At 47.3% G+C, this 18,664-nt stretch carries 11 protein-coding genes, 1 pseudogene and 1 riboswitch; of the genes and pseudogenes, 3 read left to right on the forward strand and 9 right to left on the reverse strand.

Going from position 1 to position 18,664, the window contains the following annotated elements:
• Positions 1-260: 260 nt before the first annotated feature.
• From AAV90_RS10165 to AAV90_RS10190, 6 genes are all read right to left on the reverse strand, one after another.
• Positions 261-1,160, reverse strand: a complete 900-nt coding sequence (locus AAV90_RS10165) for a glycine betaine ABC transporter substrate-binding protein (protein WP_157609451.1) — start codon at positions 1,158-1,160, stop codon at positions 261-263.
• Positions 1,161-1,347: 187 nt separating this feature from the next.
• Positions 1,348-2,241, reverse strand: a complete 894-nt coding sequence (locus AAV90_RS10170) for a glycine betaine ABC transporter substrate-binding protein (protein ID WP_046494727.1) — start codon at positions 2,239-2,241, stop codon at positions 1,348-1,350.
• Between the two features lie 18 nt (positions 2,242-2,259).
• Positions 2,260-3,093: an ABC transporter permease gene (locus AAV90_RS10175; RefSeq protein WP_046494724.1), complete on the reverse strand. Its 834-nt coding sequence runs from the start codon at positions 3,091-3,093 to the stop codon at positions 2,260-2,262.
• Positions 3,077-4,282 (reverse strand): quaternary amine ABC transporter ATP-binding protein, encoded by a 1,206-nt coding sequence (locus AAV90_RS10180; protein ID WP_046494722.1) that lies wholly within the window; start codon positions 4,280-4,282, stop codon positions 3,077-3,079. Before AAV90_RS10180 ends, AAV90_RS10175 begins: the two co-directional genes overlap by 17 nt.
• Positions 4,283-4,603: 321 nt before the next feature.
• Positions 4,604-4,738, reverse strand: a riboswitch (cyclic di-AMP (ydaO/yuaA leader).
• A 318-nt stretch (positions 4,739-5,056) separates the two neighbouring features.
• Positions 5,057-5,896: a ParB/RepB/Spo0J family partition protein gene (locus AAV90_RS10185; protein ID WP_046498609.1), complete on the reverse strand. Its 840-nt coding sequence runs from the start codon at positions 5,894-5,896 to the stop codon at positions 5,057-5,059.
• Positions 5,868-6,650: a ParA family protein gene (locus AAV90_RS10190; protein ID WP_046498610.1), complete on the reverse strand. Its 783-nt coding sequence runs from the start codon at positions 6,648-6,650 to the stop codon at positions 5,868-5,870. The genes AAV90_RS10185 and AAV90_RS10190 overlap by 29 nt, the downstream gene beginning before the upstream one ends.
• Positions 6,651-7,034: 384 nt before the next feature.
• On the opposite strand from AAV90_RS10190, the gene AAV90_RS10195 reads away from it, so the two are divergent.
• Both AAV90_RS10195 and AAV90_RS10200 read left to right on the forward strand, forming a co-directional pair.
• The gene (locus AAV90_RS10195; protein WP_052729727.1) at positions 7,035-8,135 is read left to right on the forward strand and encodes a CoA transferase subunit A; all 1,101 of its coding nucleotides are present in this window, start codon (positions 7,035-7,037) and stop codon (positions 8,133-8,135) included.
• A gap of 1 nt (position 8,136) precedes the next feature.
• Positions 8,137-8,928, forward strand: coding sequence for a CoA-transferase subunit beta (locus AAV90_RS10200; protein WP_046498613.1), 792 nt, complete (start codon positions 8,137-8,139; stop codon positions 8,926-8,928).
• 213 nt (positions 8,929-9,141) lie between these two features.
• Here AAV90_RS10200 and AAV90_RS14150 read toward each other — a convergent pair whose 3' ends face one another.
• Positions 9,142-15,684, reverse strand: coding sequence for an S-layer homology domain-containing protein (locus tag AAV90_RS14150; protein ID WP_052729728.1), 6,543 nt, complete (start codon positions 15,682-15,684; stop codon positions 9,142-9,144).
• Positions 15,685-15,908: 224 nt separating this feature from the next.
• Between AAV90_RS14150 and AAV90_RS10210 the strand changes: the two genes are divergently transcribed.
• Positions 15,909-16,529: a TetR/AcrR family transcriptional regulator gene (locus tag AAV90_RS10210; protein ID WP_046498615.1), complete on the forward strand. Its 621-nt coding sequence runs from the start codon at positions 15,909-15,911 to the stop codon at positions 16,527-16,529.
• Between the two features lie 73 nt (positions 16,530-16,602).
• Here the strand turns inward: AAV90_RS10210 and AAV90_RS10215 are convergent, their stop codons facing one another.
• Positions 16,603-17,931: an S-layer homology domain-containing protein gene (locus tag AAV90_RS10215; RefSeq protein ID WP_046498617.1), complete on the reverse strand. Its 1,329-nt coding sequence runs from the start codon at positions 17,929-17,931 to the stop codon at positions 16,603-16,605.
• Between the two features lie 64 nt (positions 17,932-17,995).
• A pseudogene (locus AAV90_RS10220) lies at positions 17,996-18,601 on the reverse strand (transposase); the annotation flags it as partial.
• Positions 18,602-18,664: the final 63 nt, after the last annotated feature.

Consider the following 18,664-nt stretch of genomic DNA (forward strand, 5'->3'; position numbering starts at 1 on the left):
GTGCCCGCAGGGTGCATCCTTAATCGTTGCCTTTAGGCAACATACGTGGTGCCCGCAGGGTGCATCCTTAATCGTTGCCTTTAGGCAACATACGTGGTGCCCGCAGGGTGCATCCTTAATCGTTGCCTTTAGGCAACATACGTGGTGCCCGCAGGGTGCAACCTTAATCGTTGCCTTTAGGCAACATACGTGGTGCCCGCAGGGCGCATCCTTAATAGTTGCCTTTAGCGCTACAGAAGCTCACCGGCAACTATTAAAATCTATTTTTTATATTTTTCAGGCAGCCACCTGTTTACCAGTTCCGGATTTTCTTCTGTCCATTTATGGGCAGCTTTCTTGCTGTCCGAGCCGTACTCCAATGACAGCAGCATAGCGTTTTGAAGGTCATCGATGCTCCATTTGAAGTTTTGTAGAAACTCATATACTTCCGGCATATCAGTCTTAAGTCCGGGGCGGACAATCGTTGCGATATACTCGCTGTCTCCATAAATATTTTTGGGTTCATCCAGGATCTTTAAATCCCAGCGGGCAAATTTCCAATGAGGGATCCAACCCGTCACAACTATCCATTCGTTTTTGTCAATGGCGCTCTTTAAGGCAGCCGTCATAGTGGCATCGGTGCCTTCAACCAGTTCATAATCCAATCCGTATTCATTAATGACTTTTTCGGTAAGCTTCATATATGAAGCACCGGGATCGATTCCGATAATCTGACCCCCAAAATTCTCCTTCTTGGCATTTAATTCCTCTACGGAGTCTATGGTAACATAGGCGGGTACCGTCAGAGCCAGCTTGGCTCCCTCACAGTTGGGGCCCAGATTTTCAATCTTACCCTGCATTTTCTTTAGATAGTTTTCATGGGTAATCGGCAGCCAAGCAGTTGTCATGGCATCAGCATCACCGCTGGCCAAGGCCTCATACAAAAGAGGTGCTGATACGGGAGTTAATTCCACCTTATATCCCATCTTGTTTTCCAGAACATCAGCAACCACATGAGCGGAAGCAGTCGCACAAGCCCACTCTACATATACCAGCCTAACCGTATCTTTACCGGCTTTATTTTGGGGAGATTTACCGCCCCCGCACCCCACCAGGGTAAAAGACAGCAGCAACAACATGGCGATTATAGGAATAGTATTATTTCTTCTTGATATCTTCATACCTACCCCTCCCTAACCAAATCAATAATAAAAAGAGACATTTGCCTCGGCTCATTCCTGCTCAGTCCATGCATAACACTGCCCAAACAGGTTTATTAATAAGCAAATGTCTCAATTATTGCTATAGCGCATTTTAAAATACTTGGATCAACCTCTGCGGACAGCGGTTTTTTGTGCTTTGATTAACTTACTTTTTATATTTATCAGGCAGCCAACTGTTTACCAGTTCCGGGTTTTTATCTACCCATTTGCGGGCAGCTTCTTTACTATCCGTACCGCTCTCCAAAGTCATCAGCATGGCATTCTGCAGGTCATCAACATCCCATTTGAATTTCTTTAAAAACTCATATACTTCAGGCATATCTTCTTTCAAGCCTGGCCGAACGACTGTATCGATATGTTCCGCTTCTCCTAAAACTTTTTTCGGATCTTCCAGGGTTTTTAAATCCCAGCGGGCAAATTTCCAATGAGGAATCCAGCCGGTAACCGCCACCCATTCATTTTTGTCAATAGCGCTCTTTAAAGCAGCCGTCATGGTCGCATCACTGCCTTCGACCAATTGATAATCAAGTCCGTAATCCTTAATGGCTTTTTCGGTCAGTTTCATCACCCCGGCACCCGGGTCGATCCCTACAATCTGACCTTTAAATTTATCCTTGTAATCATTCATTTCATCAATGGAGTTTATAGTAACATATTCCGGCACTACGATAGCCAGCTTGGCTCCTTCGCAATTCGGCCCCAGATTTTCTACTTTTCCATCGACTTTTTTCATGTAGCTCTCATGGGTAATCGGCAGCCAAGCAGTTGTCATGGCGTCTGCATCGCCATTGGCCAGGGCTTCAAATAACAAGGGGGCTGCTACCGGGGTTAATTCTACGTTGTATCCCATCTTGTTTTCCAGAACCTCAGCGACTACATGGGCTGAAGCCGTGGCACAGGCCCACTCCACATATACCAGCCTAACCGTATCTTTGCCAGCTTTATTTTGAGGAGATTTACTGCCCCCGCATCCCACCAGGGTAAAAGATAGCAACGCCAGCATACTTATTAGTACAATCATTTTTTTGTTTTTAAACATTTGACTTCTCCCTTCTGTTTAATCTTCGTTTTTACCGAAGCTCTGGGTAATACGATCCAGCAATATAGCTATTACAACAATTGCCAGTCCGGCCTCAAAGCCATTTCCAATTTCCATGCGCTGAATCGCCCGCCATACCTCACCTCCTAATCCTTTAGCACCGATCATGGCTGATATGACAACCATGGAAAGGGACAGCATTATACACTGGTTGATACCCGCCATAATCGTTGGTCGGGCTAAGGGTAGTTCAATTTTAAAAAGCATCTGATGAAAGGTTGAACCGAAGGAATGACCAAGTTCCACTAATTCTTCCGGAACCTGTTTAATGCCTAAATCAGTAAGCCTTATAACCGGTGGCATTGCAAAAATGAGGGTAGCAATGGCAGCAGGCACAACCCCCAGACCAAAGAACGTTACAGCCGGCAACAAATATACAAAGGCCGGCAGGGTCTGCATAAAATCAAGTATGGGAGTAATAATCTGGTGGGCGGTATCGCTCTTGGCCGCCAGTATCCCCAGGGGAATGCCTAGTATTATGCACAGCACAACTGAGCTGATAACCATAGCCAGCGTCTGCATGGTTGCTCCCCAGAGGCCCACATTGTAGATAAGGTATAGGCCAATTATTCCAAACAGGGCCGCTTTCTTGTTTATAAATCGCCAGGCCAGCAGCGCTAATATAAGGATCATTAAAGCCGGGGGGATAAAGATTAATAAATCCTGCAGGGAAATAATAAAACCCTTTAAGAATTCGCTTAATGAATCAAAGCCCCCTCCCCATTTTATTTGCAGATACTCAATGCCAATGTCTGTCCAACGGTTTATCGGAATCCTAGGCAGTAAATCCATCATGTTCCCTCCTTTCCCCGGCAAGTCCAGCAATTACCGATCCTCTGACTAGAACCCCTTTTAGTTTTTGTTGTTCGTCAACCACAGCAATTGGTATCCGGGTATAAGCCATTACTTCCAAAATCTCGGCCAAAGGAGTATCGGGAGCAACTACCGGTGCTTCCTTACGTATACCTGGATCCAACAGCCTTTCTCCCTGCTTGGCCATTTTAGAAGCATCCTCAGCTAAGATATAACCTATATATGCACCGTCACGATCGGTTACGAAGAGCCCCGACATTCCGTAACGCTCCATTATGCGTAAGGCCACCATCGGCCCGTCTTTGGGGTAAATCACCGACCGCGGCTTAATCATTACTGAAGATGCTGTAAGCGCTTTACTGCGATCCACACTTTCCACGAAGCGGGCTACATAATCAGTCGCCGGTGACATTAAGATATCCTCCGGGCTGCCCATCTGTGATATTTCGCCGTCTTTCATAATGGCAATCCTATCTCCGATTTTAAGAGCTTCATCTAAATCGTGGGTGATAAAAAGGATGGTTTTGCGCAGTTTCTTTTGCAGCTCAATCAATTCATCCTGCATTTCTTGGCGAATCAGCGGATCCAAGGCGCTAAAAGGTTCATCCATAAGTAAAATATCCGGATCTGTGGCCAGCGCCCTGGCTATTCCAACCCTTTGCTGCATTCCTCCGCTGAGGTTCTCCGGATAATATTCGCTCCATGCCTCTAAACCCACCAACTCCAAAGATTGCATGGCTTTTTCCTTCCTTAGTTCCCAGGTCATGCCCTGAACTTCCAGCCCGTAAGCAACATTGTCTCTCACGTTTCTATGCGGCAGAAGGGCAAATCTCTGAAAGACCATGCTCATCTTGGTCCTGCGGATTTCGCGCAATTCCTGTTTGCTGACCGAGCTTATGTCTTGCCCATCGATAATAATCGTGCCTTTGGTAGGTTTGTTCAGTCCGTTCATGCATCTGAGTAAGGTGGATTTGCCGCTGCCCGAAAGCCCCATTATGACAAAATTTTCACCTTCTTCAATCGAAAAGGATACATTTTTAATTCCCACCACATTTTTCGTTTGTTTCCTGATGGCATCATTACTGTACCCGTTTTCCATCATCTCAATCGCTTTTTCGGGGCTGCTGCCATAAATCTTGCTTAAATTATTGACTTGGATTTTAGGCATAAATATCATTCCTCTTTCTAAATAAATAAACCACTATCAACCGCCTGAGGTTTACATAATCAAGCAGCAAAAAAAGTTGTATAAATTAGTTAAATACCCCTTTGATAGACTTAAAATGCCATTTGTTTTTGATTTTATGCAAAAATAACTCATAATCTAATTCGAAAGTTATAGTTATAGTTATTTCTAATTTTGCATGTCTTAATTCGTACCAGCGGTAGATATTTAAAAGCAATATTTTTTAACAGGGAAGCTAAGGAAAGCTAAAAAAAGAAGCCATGAGACACCTATATTAGGCATATTTGCAGGCACACAATTTTTAAATCTCCCCTGTACGCGCTTACGAGGTTAGCTGTCGGGTTCGGTTCAGGAATCCCTACCAGTAAACTGGATTCACCCCAAAAATAATGGTTCCCCCGCTCCTGAGAAGGCCTCAGGATTAAGCATATGAGAATTTATAATTGCAATAAAATATATACTATAAAATTTATCATATATTATACAGTATAGGCAAATATAATCAAACTTTTGTTGGCTTGGAAGTAATTGGTTTAGAGGGTTAGGTCTAAATTTTCACTCATATTCTGTATTATTTTTGCAATTTCGCGCTCTGACTCTGATCAATCATTAACTCAAAGGGCACTATCAAGGAGGGGTTCCCGTCCCTATACATTATTAGAAACGAGAAAAGCCTTTTGCGGGACAGTGACATCCGTTTAAAAGCACTTTTTAATAACACTTTTTAAGTTTTAAAGACCCGCCTAGGGCGAGTCTTTAAATAACTCCGATCATTTCCAGGATCCTTTCCAAATCTTCTTCATTATAAAAGGTTATCTCAATTTTGCCGCCTTGCCGTTTACGATTTATCTCGGTTTTAGCCCCCAGATGTTTTTGCAGGCGTTCCTCCAAGTCAGCTAATTCAGGAGTTTTTGCCGTTGCTTGCGGTGGTTTTTCTTTTTCAAAGCGAACTAATTCTTCCGTATGGCGAACCGTCATCTTGCTCTTGGCGATTTTCTGGGCCGCTTTTAGCTGGGCTTCAGGGTCGTTTAATCCTAGCAATGCCCGGGCATGCCCGGGAGCGATTTTTTTGTTCTCAACCAGTTCTATTACCTGGGGGGGCAGGGCCAGTAATCTCATAGTGTTAGCTATATGCGTACGGCTTTTGCCGATCTTCCCGGCCAGTTTTTCCTGGGTATATTGATGCTTTTCCAGCAGGTTTTTGTAGGCCACGGCCTCTTCGATAACGGATAAGTCATCCCTCTGCAGATTCTCAATCAGGGAAATTTCCGCAGCTTCGGCATCCTCCATTTCCCGAACCAGAGCCGGTATTGATGTTAGACCAGCCATTTTAGCTGCCCGCCAGCGGCGCTCCCCGGCAATTATCTCATATCCCCGGTCAACCGGCCTTAAAAGTACCGGCTGCAGAACACCATGTTCCCGGATGGAATCGGCCAATTCTTGGAGCAGTATCGGATCAAATCTTTGCCGGGGCTGGTTTTCCTGGGGAAAAATCAATTTAATATCTATACTGGAAACTTCAGCATTTTTATTTTCATCTTCTATGGAAAACAATGCCTCTATACCCCTACCTAGACCTCTTTCTGGTTTGGCCACGTTTAATCACCTCCCTAGCTAATTCTTCATAGGCCTCTGCGCCTTTGGAACGTGGATCATATAAGGCGACCGGCTTGCCGTGACTAGGTGCTTCACTCAATCTGATATTGCGGGGAATCACAGTTTGATATATTTCGTTGCGAAAATGCCGTTTTACTTCATCAACCACCTGAATGGAAAGATTAGTGCGACCGTCAAACATGGTAAATACAATCCCCTCAATTTTCAGTTGGGGATTTAGTCTTTTTTTGACTAATTGGATAGTATCCATCAGCTGACTTAATCCTTCCAGGGCGTAATATTCACATTGCAGGGGAATTAATACTGAATTGCAGGCCGTTAAGGCGTTAATAGTCAACAATCCCAGGGAAGGCGGACAGTCCAGAATAATATAGTCATATAACTCCTGCGCATCCAGCAAGGCTTTTTGCAGGGTAAATTCCCTGCCTTCACGCGCCGCAAGCTCAACTTCTGCTCCGGCCAGCTGAATAGTCGCCGGAAGTATAAACAAGCCCTCTACCTTGCTGCGGGTAATCACTTTATTAATACTAAAATCTTCTATTAGGAGATTATATAGACAAAAAGGAAGCCTTTTGCGGTTAATTCCCATACCGCTGCTGGCATTTCCCTGTGGGTCGCAGTCTACCAGCAATACCCGGTATCCTTCCATGGCCAGAAATGCAGCCAGGTTTATTGACGTAGTTGTTTTCCCAACCCCACCCTTCTGGTTGGCAACTGCAATTGTTTTCGCCATTTAATGACCACCTTTCCAAACACCTGCATCATTAACATTCTACTACCATTTTTAGAATCCTTCCTTATTTTTTGATTTGGTCTGCTGGAAACCTGGCTAAAGCAAAAAATCCCTTTATGAATTTTTTTCCATAAAAGTATTGTTCCGGAATAAATATCCGGATATAATAAAAACAATGAAATTTATGTTTTCCATATTTTGTATGGTGTGTAGTTTATACCCATAAGATTTGCTTAACATTTCCAAGGAGGTGACTAGGCTCTAATTATTATACAAATGTTTTTTAAAAGCACCAAATTCGTAAACATCACAGGCTTTATCGCATTTGTTTGTTAACAATTATTCACGTAATTATAAAACCTACAAAAGAAGGGGGATATGTGCGTGTCTTCAAAATTTCAATATAACGAAAAGGCGCTCGAGAATCTTCGCATTAAAGACACCAGTATTCTGGATCACCTCATCGACCATCAGAGTTTCAGGGAAAACTCACTTAAAAAAAATCGCCGCAAAGAAGACAAACGTATGAGTTTGAAAGACGCGATTGCCAAATATGTCGATGATGGCGATATCTGTACCGATGCTGGTTTTGCTTATGTGCGTACCCCAATTCAAGCCTATTTTGAAATAATGCGCCAAGGCAAAAAAAATCTTCATTTCATCGGCTCACCCAATACCAATCAATCATATTTAATGTTTAAAGGTTGTGCCAAATACTCCCACAATTCCTATGTAGGTGCCGAAATGCGCGGCACGGATCGTTTATATGTACGTAATATCAAGCAAGGCCGAGGTATCGTTTTGTCAGAGTGGGGACACGGTTCTATGGGACAGGGATTCAAAGCAGCCCAGTACGGCATGCCCTTTGTGGCCTCCAAACAATTATTAGGCTCGGAAATGCTTGATTACAATCCCTATGTTAAAGTAGATACCGATCCATTTACAGGACAACCGGTGACTTTAATCCCGGCACTGCACCCGGACGTTACCATTATTCATTGCCAGCAGGCTGATATGTTTGGCAATGCCAAAATTTTCGGCCCTGCTGTAAATGATATTGCGCTGGCCCACTCTGCCCGAAAAGTTATTATTACCTGTGAAGAAGTCGTTCCTGAGCTGCAGCTGCGTTTTGACCCGGCTTTTACCGTTATTCCCTTTGTGGTAGTTGATGCCGTGGTCGAATTGCCCTTTGGGGCACTGCCCGGAGCCTGTCCTGGTTATTATTATTGGTACCGTGAATGGTGGGAATGGATATTTAGAATCGCTTCTAAAACCGATGAGGCCATGGATCACTATCTACAATACTGGGTATATGGCTCGGATGATCAGTGGGGATTCATCGACAAAATGTCTCAACATATGGGCGGTTCCAGCTACCTGCACAATCTGAAACGATTGGAAAGAGCAGAAGAATATCTGATAGAAGACAAAGGGGTTAGCTTTGACTATCAGATGGTCATTCCAACTAGTGAAGGGGGCGTTTAATATGGCAATAGCACCTGCCAATCCTTTTGAACAGCTAGCTTTTAACCTAGCCTCACTAATTGAAGACGGTATGGTTGTGTATGTGGGTACAGGTCTGCCCATGGTGGGGGCCTTACTGGCCAAAAAAACCCATGCTCCAAATATTACCATGGTTTACGAATCGGGTGGGCAGGATCCTTGGGAAGGCCCTATGCCCTGGTCGGTAGGAGGAGCCGCCACCTTTAGAAGATCCGCCCTTACCTTGGAAATGCCCCATTCGTTTGCCATGGCGGCTAACGGTTATGTGGATATTTGCTTCCAGGGTGCTGCCCAGATAGATATGTACGGCAATTTGAATACCCACTTTATAGGGGGCGGCTTTCATGACTTCAAACATCGCCTGAGCGGCAGCGGGGGAGGAAATGATCTGGCTTCTTTGACAGAAAAAGTCGTTTTAGTGGGACTACAGGATGCCAGTAAATTTCCAGCCAAACTCGACTTTTTAACCAGCCCCGGACACCTGACCGGCGGCGATAGCCGACAAAAAGCGGGTCTGTTAGGACAAGGGCCTATAGCTGTCGTCTCCCAGCTAGGTATCATGGACTTTCATCCCGTAAGCAAGCGCATGCGCATAAAAGCAATAAACACCGGACTGAACGCAGAAATATGCCAGGCCTGCACCGGTTTTGAATTATTAATGCCCGATGGAGAAATAGAACAAATCCCGATTCCGCCCGATGATGTCTTAACGGTGTTACGCGAAGAGGTTGACCCGCAAAAAATATTCATCCAATTCCCCCCACGGGTTAAATAGGCTTTATATTCCCAAAGGATGAAAAAGGCCACCCGGTATTATAGGGACATTTGGGGGAAGCAAACTGAATACGGAAAAGCAAGGGTGGGAACCAATATTGGTTCCCACCCTTGCTTTTCCGTATATGGGTGTTATTTGCTTTTCCTTACGCCGTCTTCGTCTGCTTTATATCCTCCGATTTTTTCTTTTAAGCAAGTTTAGCGGCATCGCAAATCACTTAACGGGCACCATCACCCCGTCCTTATTAAAGTAATAGCGTTTGTCGCGGATATCCAGCCAATATACAGCAGCTTTGTTTCCTGCGTAATATCTCCAGTTGCCGCCATCTTTGACCCAGCTGGTTTTCAGCGTACCATCGGTGTTAAAGAAGAATATGGTTCCATCGATGTTCTGCCTTCCGCTGAGAGCCTTGCCATCCTTGTAGTAGAACCACTGTCCGGCATCATTGAGCGCCCAGCCCTGCGCTGTGGCTGGTTCGATAGTCAGCTTGATATAGCGGTAAAGCATAGAGGAAACCTCCGCACGGCTGGCATTGGACTTTGGATTGAATCTGTTGTCCGTACCGCCCGTCATGATACCCGCCTGCTGCATGGCTGTAACCGGCTTTTTGTAGGCGCTGCCGATGCTGGATGCGTCCGCATAGGCGGTGGCATCACGGGTTACAGGCAGTTTATAGCCATTGGCTTTAGCATAGTTTGCAATAATAACTGCAATTTCCTCACGGGTGATTGCCCGGTCGGGCGCAAACTGCTGATTGCCGATACCCTGCACAATGCCTTTTTTGTATGCCCACTCGATGTAGGGGCGGAAGCTGCTGTCATCTTTCACATCGGTAAAGCTATTGGTGGTGTATGCTTTCACATCTACGCCTGCCAATCTGCCGAGGGCCGTTACCAGCATTTCTCGTGTCATGGCGGTATCAGGAGCGAAAGTGGTTTTCGATGTGCCTGAGAGCACTCCTCTGCCTACCACATAGTCGATGCTGTCTTTGCCCCAATGGGTGGAAATGTCGGTAAACTTGCCCGCAGGGGCTTCGTACCCTACGCCGTACACCGAGAAGTGGTTGGTGCCCAGCAGGAGACTTCTGCTGTTCGGGTCATAGGCCGAACCGGGGATGCGGGTGGCATTTCCCTTAGCGTCCACATACACGCCGTAAAGATAGCCCACGGCCTCGTTTTTGCCTGGAGTGTAGAGGATGGACAGGGTTACCGTGCCGTTCCCAAGACTGGAAATATTCTGCGTTTTTCCGTTTTTGTCGGTATAGCTGATGGTAATGCTATAGACTGGACGGTTGCCCAAAAGTGCCTTAGCTGTCTTGGAAAGCCCTGTGACTGGAGTGAAGCTGATGCTGATATCCCCGCTACTCTGTTTCTGGATCTCCTTTAGTGCGTCCAGATCAAGACCGAGGGATACCGGTGCGCCGCTGATTTCAAGCTCAGTTACCCCAGCACTTACAAGACTGTTCAGGGAATTTCGGGTCAAGGTTGCCGCAAGAGAAGTCATCCCCTTTGGCATTGTAAAATTCAACGCCACCGATATACCGTTTGTGATTTTGCCCTGCGCCTTTGCATCAGCCTGTGCCTTAAAAATAGCATCGGCTACCGTCTTGTCAGGGATAGATGCGCTGGCTGCGCCGTTTGTGCCGGACGTGGCAGTTACAGGAACCACCGCCGTGACAGGCTGGTGGGGACTCTTTTCAAGAGCTGTCGTAATGGTCGAAGTAGTGAGGGTAACGGGAGAACCACCACCACTACCACCACTTCCGTTATAGCTCCATTTAGCCGCAACCGTCAGATCAGAGCTAACATTATCAAATGCTTTATCCCAACCGATAAAGGTATAGCCTCTGCGGGAAACAGTAGGGGCTATTGCCGCACCGCCCTTCGCGATAGACTGTATCAATTCGCCGCCGCCTGTGCGCGAACCCCCATTCAGATTAAACGTGACCGTATAAGTCTGTTCCGCAACGGTAAGGGTACCGTTCGTGCGAGCCGTAATGGTGTAATTATCCGTTGCCGTGCCACCTGTAAGGGTAATGGCGTAACTGCCCGGTGCATTGCCGTCAAAGGTCGGGCAAGCCAGTACAGGTTCGGCGCTTAAAGCGTCCGCTTTGGTCTTGCCAGTGGGCAGATTGCTAATTGTATAGGTCAGTTGGGGAAGGCCCCCTCCCTTTATGATCGTTTTATTGTCTGCGGCAAGGGCAATCTGCCGCTTTTCGATACGCTGTCCTGTTACGGACAGACCGCCACTTGCCAAGGAATAATTATTGGCTTTTGCCGTATTGGAAAGCGACACCGCGGCGGTTACGGTCTTGTTGTCGCCCGCATCGGCGCTGTTAAACTGTACACCTGTGACGGTGTAATCAGTGCCATACGTCAGTTTTTCGCTGAGCTGCAAGCCGTGGAAGTTCACGTAGGCGACTTCTGCATCGGTAGTACCATCGTAGGTCTTGGAATTTACTGCGGCACTCGCAATCGTTAGAGGTGCCTTGCCGATAGTATAAGTAGCCGTCTTTGTCCCCTTGAAGCTGCCGATGCCGGTAATGGTCAGGGTCACCTCTCCGGCATTTGTACCCGAGCTGGTACCGCTGCCGTCTATGCTGGTTATAGAGACGGTATAATCCGTGTCTTTCGTCAGTGTTTCGCCGTCAAAGCTAACGGTCAAGGTTGGGATTTGCTCGCTGCCGTTATAAGTGAGGGTGGCGACCGTGCCCACTGTGGCATACTGAATGTCCCGTGAGATCAGGTACAGTCCGCCCTCGCCTGATTGCCCCGCAAGCCCGGTCAGTATAGGTAGTTTGTCTTTTGCAAATGTCCAGACCGCGCTATCCCAAGCGGGGCTATCCCAGTTATCCGCCGCCGTCCAGAAGCTGCCGCCAAACAAGGTCTGTGAGGTCACATCCGCGCCGTCCTTTGCACTTAGACCCTTATTTGCCCATGTGCCGGGAATACGGCTGTAGGCGTAGCTGTTCAAGAGGGTGCCGGAGGTGTTTTTGCCCACCACGCGTCCAAAATTGTATGCGCCTGCCTTGATGGAAGGGCAGAGCGCCACACAATTTTTCACGGTGCCTTTGCTGAGAATGCCCAGCACACCGCCAACATACCCCTCCGAATCCGTCCCCAGAACGCTGCCGGTACTGTAGCAGTTTTGTGCGCTGCCGCGAACAACGCATCCTGCCGCACCTCCGACATAACGGCCACCTGTGACGTTTCCGGTGCTGTAACAATTTTGCACGGTGCTGTCGCTAACCTCTCCCGCAACACCGCCGATATAGTAATTGCCGGAGATGGTACTGTCACTGTAGCAGCCCTGCATCTTAGTAGCAGCATGTTCAAGACGGCCTGCGATGCCACCCACATAGTCGCCGGTGCTGGTTACGTTTCCGCTGCTGTAGCAGTTTTGAATCGTGCCACTGGAGACATATCCCACGATGCCGCCGACTTTCCCGGTTCCTGATATGTAGCCGGAGACGGCACATTTTTCTACCTTTGCTCCCCAGGTATAACCTGCTACACCGCCAACAATCTCATTTCCGCGAACCCTTGCATCCGATATGCGCAGCTTATGCACCCTGCTGTCGATGAAAAGATAACCGAACAAGCCGATGTTAACAGAAGCTGAACGGCTGACCACCAGCCCGGTGATGGTTTTGTCATTGCCGTCAAATGTTCCCTTAAATGGATTGGCTGATGTTCCGATGGGCGTCCAGCCCTCCCCACTGGCGTAGGCAGAAAGATCGAGATCATTTTGAAGCTTGTAGTATCTGTCCGGATTTGCATAGGGGTCGGCTCCCGCATTCACCAACTCCGCCAGGTTGGCGAGGTCGGCGGCGGTTTTGATGAGATAGGGGTCGTCCTCGCTTGTGCCCGTGCCCGTGAAGTAGCTGCCGCTGATATGGGAAGGAAGTGTATCATTTTGTCTCGCAAGTCTCGTGAGCACCGGCAGCTTGCCTTGCTCAAGCGTCCATATTTGCGCATCATTCCAACCCTTTAGTGCCCCGGATGTCCACAGAGTTTGTATGGCAGCGGCATTCTTGTCCTCGCCATCTGAACTAATGGCGGAGCCGGAAACTGTGGAGCCGTTTACATCCATGCCGCTCCATGCGTAGTTTTTATTATTAGGGTCGCCGGATGCGTTGGCAGTGATTTCCCCCGCAATACGGCCAGCGGTGATACCTGCAACCCCCGCGCCCAGCGCGGCACTTTGTGCGATTTTTGATCCGGTGTCAACCTGACCGGCAATGCCGCCCGCATAAGCACTTTCTCCAGCCGAGGAAACATCGGTAACGCTGACGCAGTTTGTAACAGCCCCACTTTGATCGAGCCGACCGGCGACTCCCCCCGCAAAAATATTGGGGGGGCTGGTTGGCGGCTCGGAAAAGCCTTTGGCCTTAGCCGATACCGTCCCATAAAAAGCACAATTGTTAAACGAACTGCCCTGCTCCAGCAAGCCAACCAGGCCACCTGCGCAATAGCTTCCGGATTTTCCCGCTCCCGTAACGGAACCTGTGCCCGCACAGCCGAATATCGTGCTGCCTCCGTTTACTTGACCCGCCAGACCACCGATTTTTCCGTCCATGTAGTCTGTGTCACCATGCAGGTAAAGGCCCTCCAAAAACAAATCGTGAATGATACTGGCTGTCACCTGACTAAAAAGACCAATGTCGGTTTCGTTGCTTCGGTTGATATACAGCCCGGTGATCGTTTTGCCGTTTCCGTCAAAGACAGCGTTTACAAACTTCTCAATAGGCGTCCACCCTTTGCCGCCGTCATAATCCTTGCCGTAAACCGAGAGGTCGATGTCGTTTTCAAGACGATAGTATTTCTTAACGGAAAAATCACCGCCACTTTTAAACATATCCGCCATATATTTTAGGTCGGCGGCGGTTTGGATGCGATAAGGGTCATCGCTTGTTCCTGCCCCCGCAAGCCCCGTGATAGGTTCTGTGATATAGGCGGGTAGGTCAATCGCTGCGCCGAAGCCGGGCAATTTGCCTTCTTCATACGTCCATGCCGAGTCATTGTTGAACAATGCCTCAAAGAAGCCTGCCGCCTTGATGTCGGCTGCTGTTTTGGGTTCACCGTCCACCTGATCCGCGCCCTCAACAAGGGATTTTGTGCTGCCGTTTTGTGTCACAGTCATACCGGAAAAGGCGATGTTGCCGGAAAGGGTGCCTGAACTATTAGATCCCACCACGCGCCCGACATAATGTGTGCCAACAACCGAAGAATTAAAAGCAGCGCAGTTTTGCATCGTGCCACCGCTAAAAAGGCCTGCCAGACCACCCGTTTGAAGTGAATTCGGAGGCGCAATACTGCCTAAGACGTTGCCGATGACATAGCAGTTTTTCACTGTGCTGTCGTAGACACCTCCTGCCAGACTGCCGATCATAATAGAGCCGGAGACGCCGCTTGGAGGAATACCGATGACACTGCTTGCGGCGTAGCAGTTTTGTACCGTGCTGTTGAGATTAACATAGCCTGTCAGTCCTCCAACGGCACTTCCGCCGCTGACACTGCCTGTTGCATAGCAGTTTTCCACCGTGCCACCGCTAACCTCTCCCGCCACAACACCGACATACCCTAAGCTGGCTACGCTTGTTCTTACGATGCCGAGATTTTTCACCAATGATCCGGCGCCAATAGATCCGAACAAGCCCTGATACTTGCCGCCGGCACGGTCGATGGTCAGATTGCTGATCTTGTGCCCGTCACCGTCAAAGGTTCCTTTAAATTTGTTGAGCCTATTGCCGATGGGCATCCAGCCCTCGCCTTTGGAGTACGACGAGAGGTCGACGTCGTTCATCAGCTTCAGACTGACCCGTGCGCTCGCATCATTAAATAAAAACCGCTCCAGACCGTTTGGACGGACATTCACCAGCGTGGCAATTTCGGCAAGCTGTGCTGCCGTGGTAATTTCCAGCGGGCTGTCTGTTGTGCCACCTCCCGCCATGCGCGCCGCCATCCGCCCCGCGCTGACTGGTATGAACACGGTCATGCGGGGAGGCTCTACACCCTCCGTGGCGTTATAGCCCTCGCCCAAAACGGCTGTAAATACATACAGCCCCTGCTGAGGATATTCTTCGTCGTAATCGTGATCCGCCTCCCATGTCACTGGGATGTCCACCATCTCGCCCTCGACCGTACCGCTTACGGTTTTCGGGAATTCCGGTGCGGTCGTGTTTTGCCAGCGGATATCTTCGGGCAGCTCGTCAAAGGCCGTAACTGTGCCTGTAGGGACAGCCGCATTTACGGACACAGTGATTGCCGGGACTTCCACACCGCTGGCAAGGGTAAGTCCCTCCGGCAGCTCAGGCGTAAAAACATATGTGCCCGCTGCTTCATCGTTGTATTCCGGTGATGAAACCCATGAGACAGGCAGGGGAACGCTGATTTCATCTATGTTGTCCTCAGTTTTCTCCATTGGCTCAGCTTCAATCGCTGACCCGCTTACCGAATCGATGCTGTCTGACTCCGGATCAGCTCGACCGGAATCCAGCGCCGGTTCTTCCGAAGTTGCAAGCCGTACCGTTGCCGTAAGGGTATCCGGCAGCTTCAAATCCGCCTGGGATGTACCAAGCGGCATGCTCCGTATTGCGATTTCCGACCCCAACACCTCAAAAGCAATAATTTCACCGCTTGTGCCATTAGGGAATGTAGCTGTTTCAGCCAGCGCTGAGACAGAAAACATGCCCGCAAACATGATGACAGACAGCACCATAGAAGCGAACCTTTGCCTTTTTTTATTTTTTCTCATATTCTTCCCTCCGTTTTTTTAAAAAACTCCTATCGAATCCACAAATTACACTACGAACTTTGTTAGACAGAATTCGAAGAAGTGCAACTGCTTTGGGCTGACTACTTGAATTAAAGAATGACAAGTGCTATATTTCAAATGTGTAACCCTGTTTAATTAACAGGGTTACTGACTTAGTTTATTATGCTTGTTTTTTTCTAAAAAATCAATATAGGAGTGGAAATATGAGAGAGAAAAAACTCGACAAGAGGAAGGCGCAAGGAGCTAAAACGAAAAAGAAACTGTATGAGATTGCGGAAAGATTATTTACAGAGCGTAATTTTTCTGATGTTAACGTAGAGGACATCACCGATGAGGCTGGTATTACCAAAGGTGCCTTTTATGTACACTTCGAGTCCAAGGACGCGCTCATCGCCGTTTTAATTGCAGACTACGCCTCCCAAGCCGATACGGATTACAAGACCTTTTTGGAAACGTTGCCTGATGATATGCCAGCTTCAGAGGTACTCCTTGCTCTAACTCAAAAAATAGCAGAAACACTTTTGAATACCATCGGCTGCGAAAATATGAAAAAGGTTTACCAAATGCTGCTGGCTGGAACCGTGGATACCGAAGCGGTGAAAGGTTACAGCAGAGAGCTTTACACGCTCTTTCATAGTGTATTGGAAAAAGGCATCCACTGTGGCGAACTTGCATCTTCGTTGCCGTTGGAGGAACTTTCCCGGCATTTTGTGATGGCGATACGGGGCGTCAGCTATGAATGGTGTATCCGCTATCCTGACTTTGATTTGAGGGAACAAGCGGTTGAGCATATCCAACTGCTGATTGAGGGAATTACGGTATAAAAAGGAATTCAAACAGCATTTTTGCATTCAGTTAAAAATCCCCCGGGAGATCCCGGGGGATTAAGCTTTGTGCTTATGAAGCAGTTTTAAGGGCTTGAATAATTACTGTTGCGGCTTCTGCTCGGCTTGCCTGGGCCTGAGGCCGGAAGGTGCTGTCAGGATAGCCGTTAATTATTTTGTTTTGACTGGCTGTTGCGACTGCTGTTTTCGCCCAGGGGGAAATCTTGTTGCTATCCGCGAAGTTCTTACCTTCCGTTGATTCGGCTAATTTAGCAGCTTTCACAATCATGGCTGCCATCTGTTCCCGGGTAATCTTATCATCCGGCCCAAACTTTGTTGTGCTGTAACCGCTGACTATACCGTAGCTTGCAGCAATAGCAATGGAATCCTTAGCCCAATGATCAGCAGTATCGGCAAAGATCTTTCCGGTTCCGGCTTCTAGTTTAAAGGCCTTAACCAGGATAGATGCAAATTCAGCCCGGCTGATGTTTTTATCCGGCTGGAAGGTAGCATCAGGATACCCGCCGATTGCTCCCGTGGCGACCAGTTCTGTAATAGCTTTTTCAGCCCAGTGTCCTTTGATATCCTTTAATTCAGGGACTGGTTTGGGTTCCGGTTTTTGTTCTTTTTCTACTGCCATTACGGCAAACTTGGTGAAGTGACTTACTTCTCCACTTACCGTTCCTGCAGCCAAATCAACCTTAACATTGTCCAGTGGAATCCATTTGTTTTCCTTCTCGTCCAGGTAACAGATTAGCAGATCATATTTGGTGCTATCTACATTGGATTTATTAAAGCTTAAGGTTATGGTAACTGGTTTGCTGAAATCTCCTGCTTTGTCTTTTATTATTTCAACTACATAACTAATGAAGCTACTCTTGTTATTTAGCGGCAACGAAGCGGTATCAATAATTTTCTCTACAGTGACCTTGATATCGGAGCTAACTGCGTTAGCTGGAATAACTATTGTAACGCCAGATTCGCTGATTCTACCGCCCAGAGCTGAAATAGCCTGGTCAGTAATAGGTGCTTTTCCTCCCCCAGAGTTAGTGGCAGTGGAAGCTTCCGTAGTAAACTCAATTACTTTTTCTTGGCCCAGTATAGCACTGTTATTAGCTGCCATTTCCCGGTTGATAACAACCTTATAAGTGGTATTCCCGGCCAACTTCTCGTTTAGTGCCACTACTAATGTTCTTTTCTTCGTTTCGGATTTCTGGGTTCCATCAAGCGTATAGAAGGTATTCATTTCATCTCCATCGGAATCGTCGGAGATTAATCTTGCTGATGTACTAACCAGTTTACCGGAGTCTTTTTCATATACACGTACACAGTCTGCGTTCTTATCATTCCTACCCAGGACTTTTAGGTCTGGATCAGCACTTTTGTTATAGAAATAGTTCACGTTACTGCTAAATACTAATAAAATCTCCTTTGTATCTAGTGGAACTCGCTGGTTGGTGATCTTATGAACCTGGTTCTACAAAAATGCTGGTTATTAAACTGCCATCGGTGGTTTGGCATATTTCTGCTTTATAACCGTAGAAATTTTGAGTCTTGCTTTTGTGGCCTACTCGGGCATCTTTGTCAACCAGTGAACGGATGCCTTTTTGCTCGATAAACAGATCGCTTCCTAAAACCTCCTAAGCTTCCTTCGTTGCTATAATAACTTCTTCTGAGGTTTCTTCCTGAACTTGTTCGATCAGGCCTTCCAGGTAATCTTTCATAACCTGTTTGGCTTCAATATGATCTTCTATCTGAGTATAATCGGGTATCTCATATTGTTCCTGTCCCATGGCCTTGAATATGTTTCTGGCCAAGTGCTTCATAATACGTTCGGGTACTTTTTTAATGATGTTGGCTTCAATATGGGTAGTATCAATAACGATGCCGTTGCTGCTTTTGATTAGGCCCCTTTCTACACATTGCCTTACGATTTCGGTAATGATGGCATCCATGCTAATATCCTTTAAGCGTTGGGTACGGAATTTGGTTAGCAGGCTGGTTTCAGGCAAGGGGTCTTCGGGGTTAAGTCCTACAAACCATTTATAAGCCAGATTTACGCTCAAATCCTGTATTAACTGTTCATCAGACAGGTTGTATAGATATTTTAATATTTGTATTCTTAGCATCATCTC

Source organism: Syntrophomonas zehnderi OL-4 (assembly GCF_000983115.1).
GTDB classification, from domain to species: Bacteria; Bacillota; Syntrophomonadia; order Syntrophomonadales; family Syntrophomonadaceae; genus Syntrophomonas_B; species Syntrophomonas_B zehnderi.

Coding starts and splice junctions, on each gene's coding strand:
- AAV90_RS10210 (WP_046498615.1), top strand. CDS start 15,909: ATGAGAGAGAAAAAACTCGACAAGAGGAAGGCGCAAGGAGCTAAAACG.
- AAV90_RS10200 (WP_046498613.1), top strand. CDS start 8,137: ATGGCAATAGCACCTGCCAATCCTTTTGAACAGCTAGCTTTTAACCTA.
- AAV90_RS10180 (WP_046494722.1), bottom strand. CDS start 4,282: ATGCCTAAAATCCAAGTCAATAATTTAAGCAAGATTTATGGCAGCAGC.
- AAV90_RS10165 (WP_157609451.1), bottom strand. CDS start 1,160: ATGAAGATATCAAGAAGAAATAATACTATTCCTATAATCGCCATGTTG.
- AAV90_RS10175 (WP_046494724.1), bottom strand. CDS start 3,093: ATGGATTTACTGCCTAGGATTCCGATAAACCGTTGGACAGACATTGGC.
- AAV90_RS10190 (WP_046498610.1), bottom strand. CDS start 6,650: ATGGCGAAAACAATTGCAGTTGCCAACCAGAAGGGTGGGGTTGGGAAA.
- AAV90_RS10170 (WP_046494727.1), bottom strand. CDS start 2,241: ATGTTTAAAAACAAAAAAATGATTGTACTAATAAGTATGCTGGCGTTG.
- AAV90_RS14150 (WP_052729728.1), bottom strand. CDS start 15,684: ATGAGAAAAAATAAAAAAAGGCAAAGGTTCGCTTCTATGGTGCTGTCT.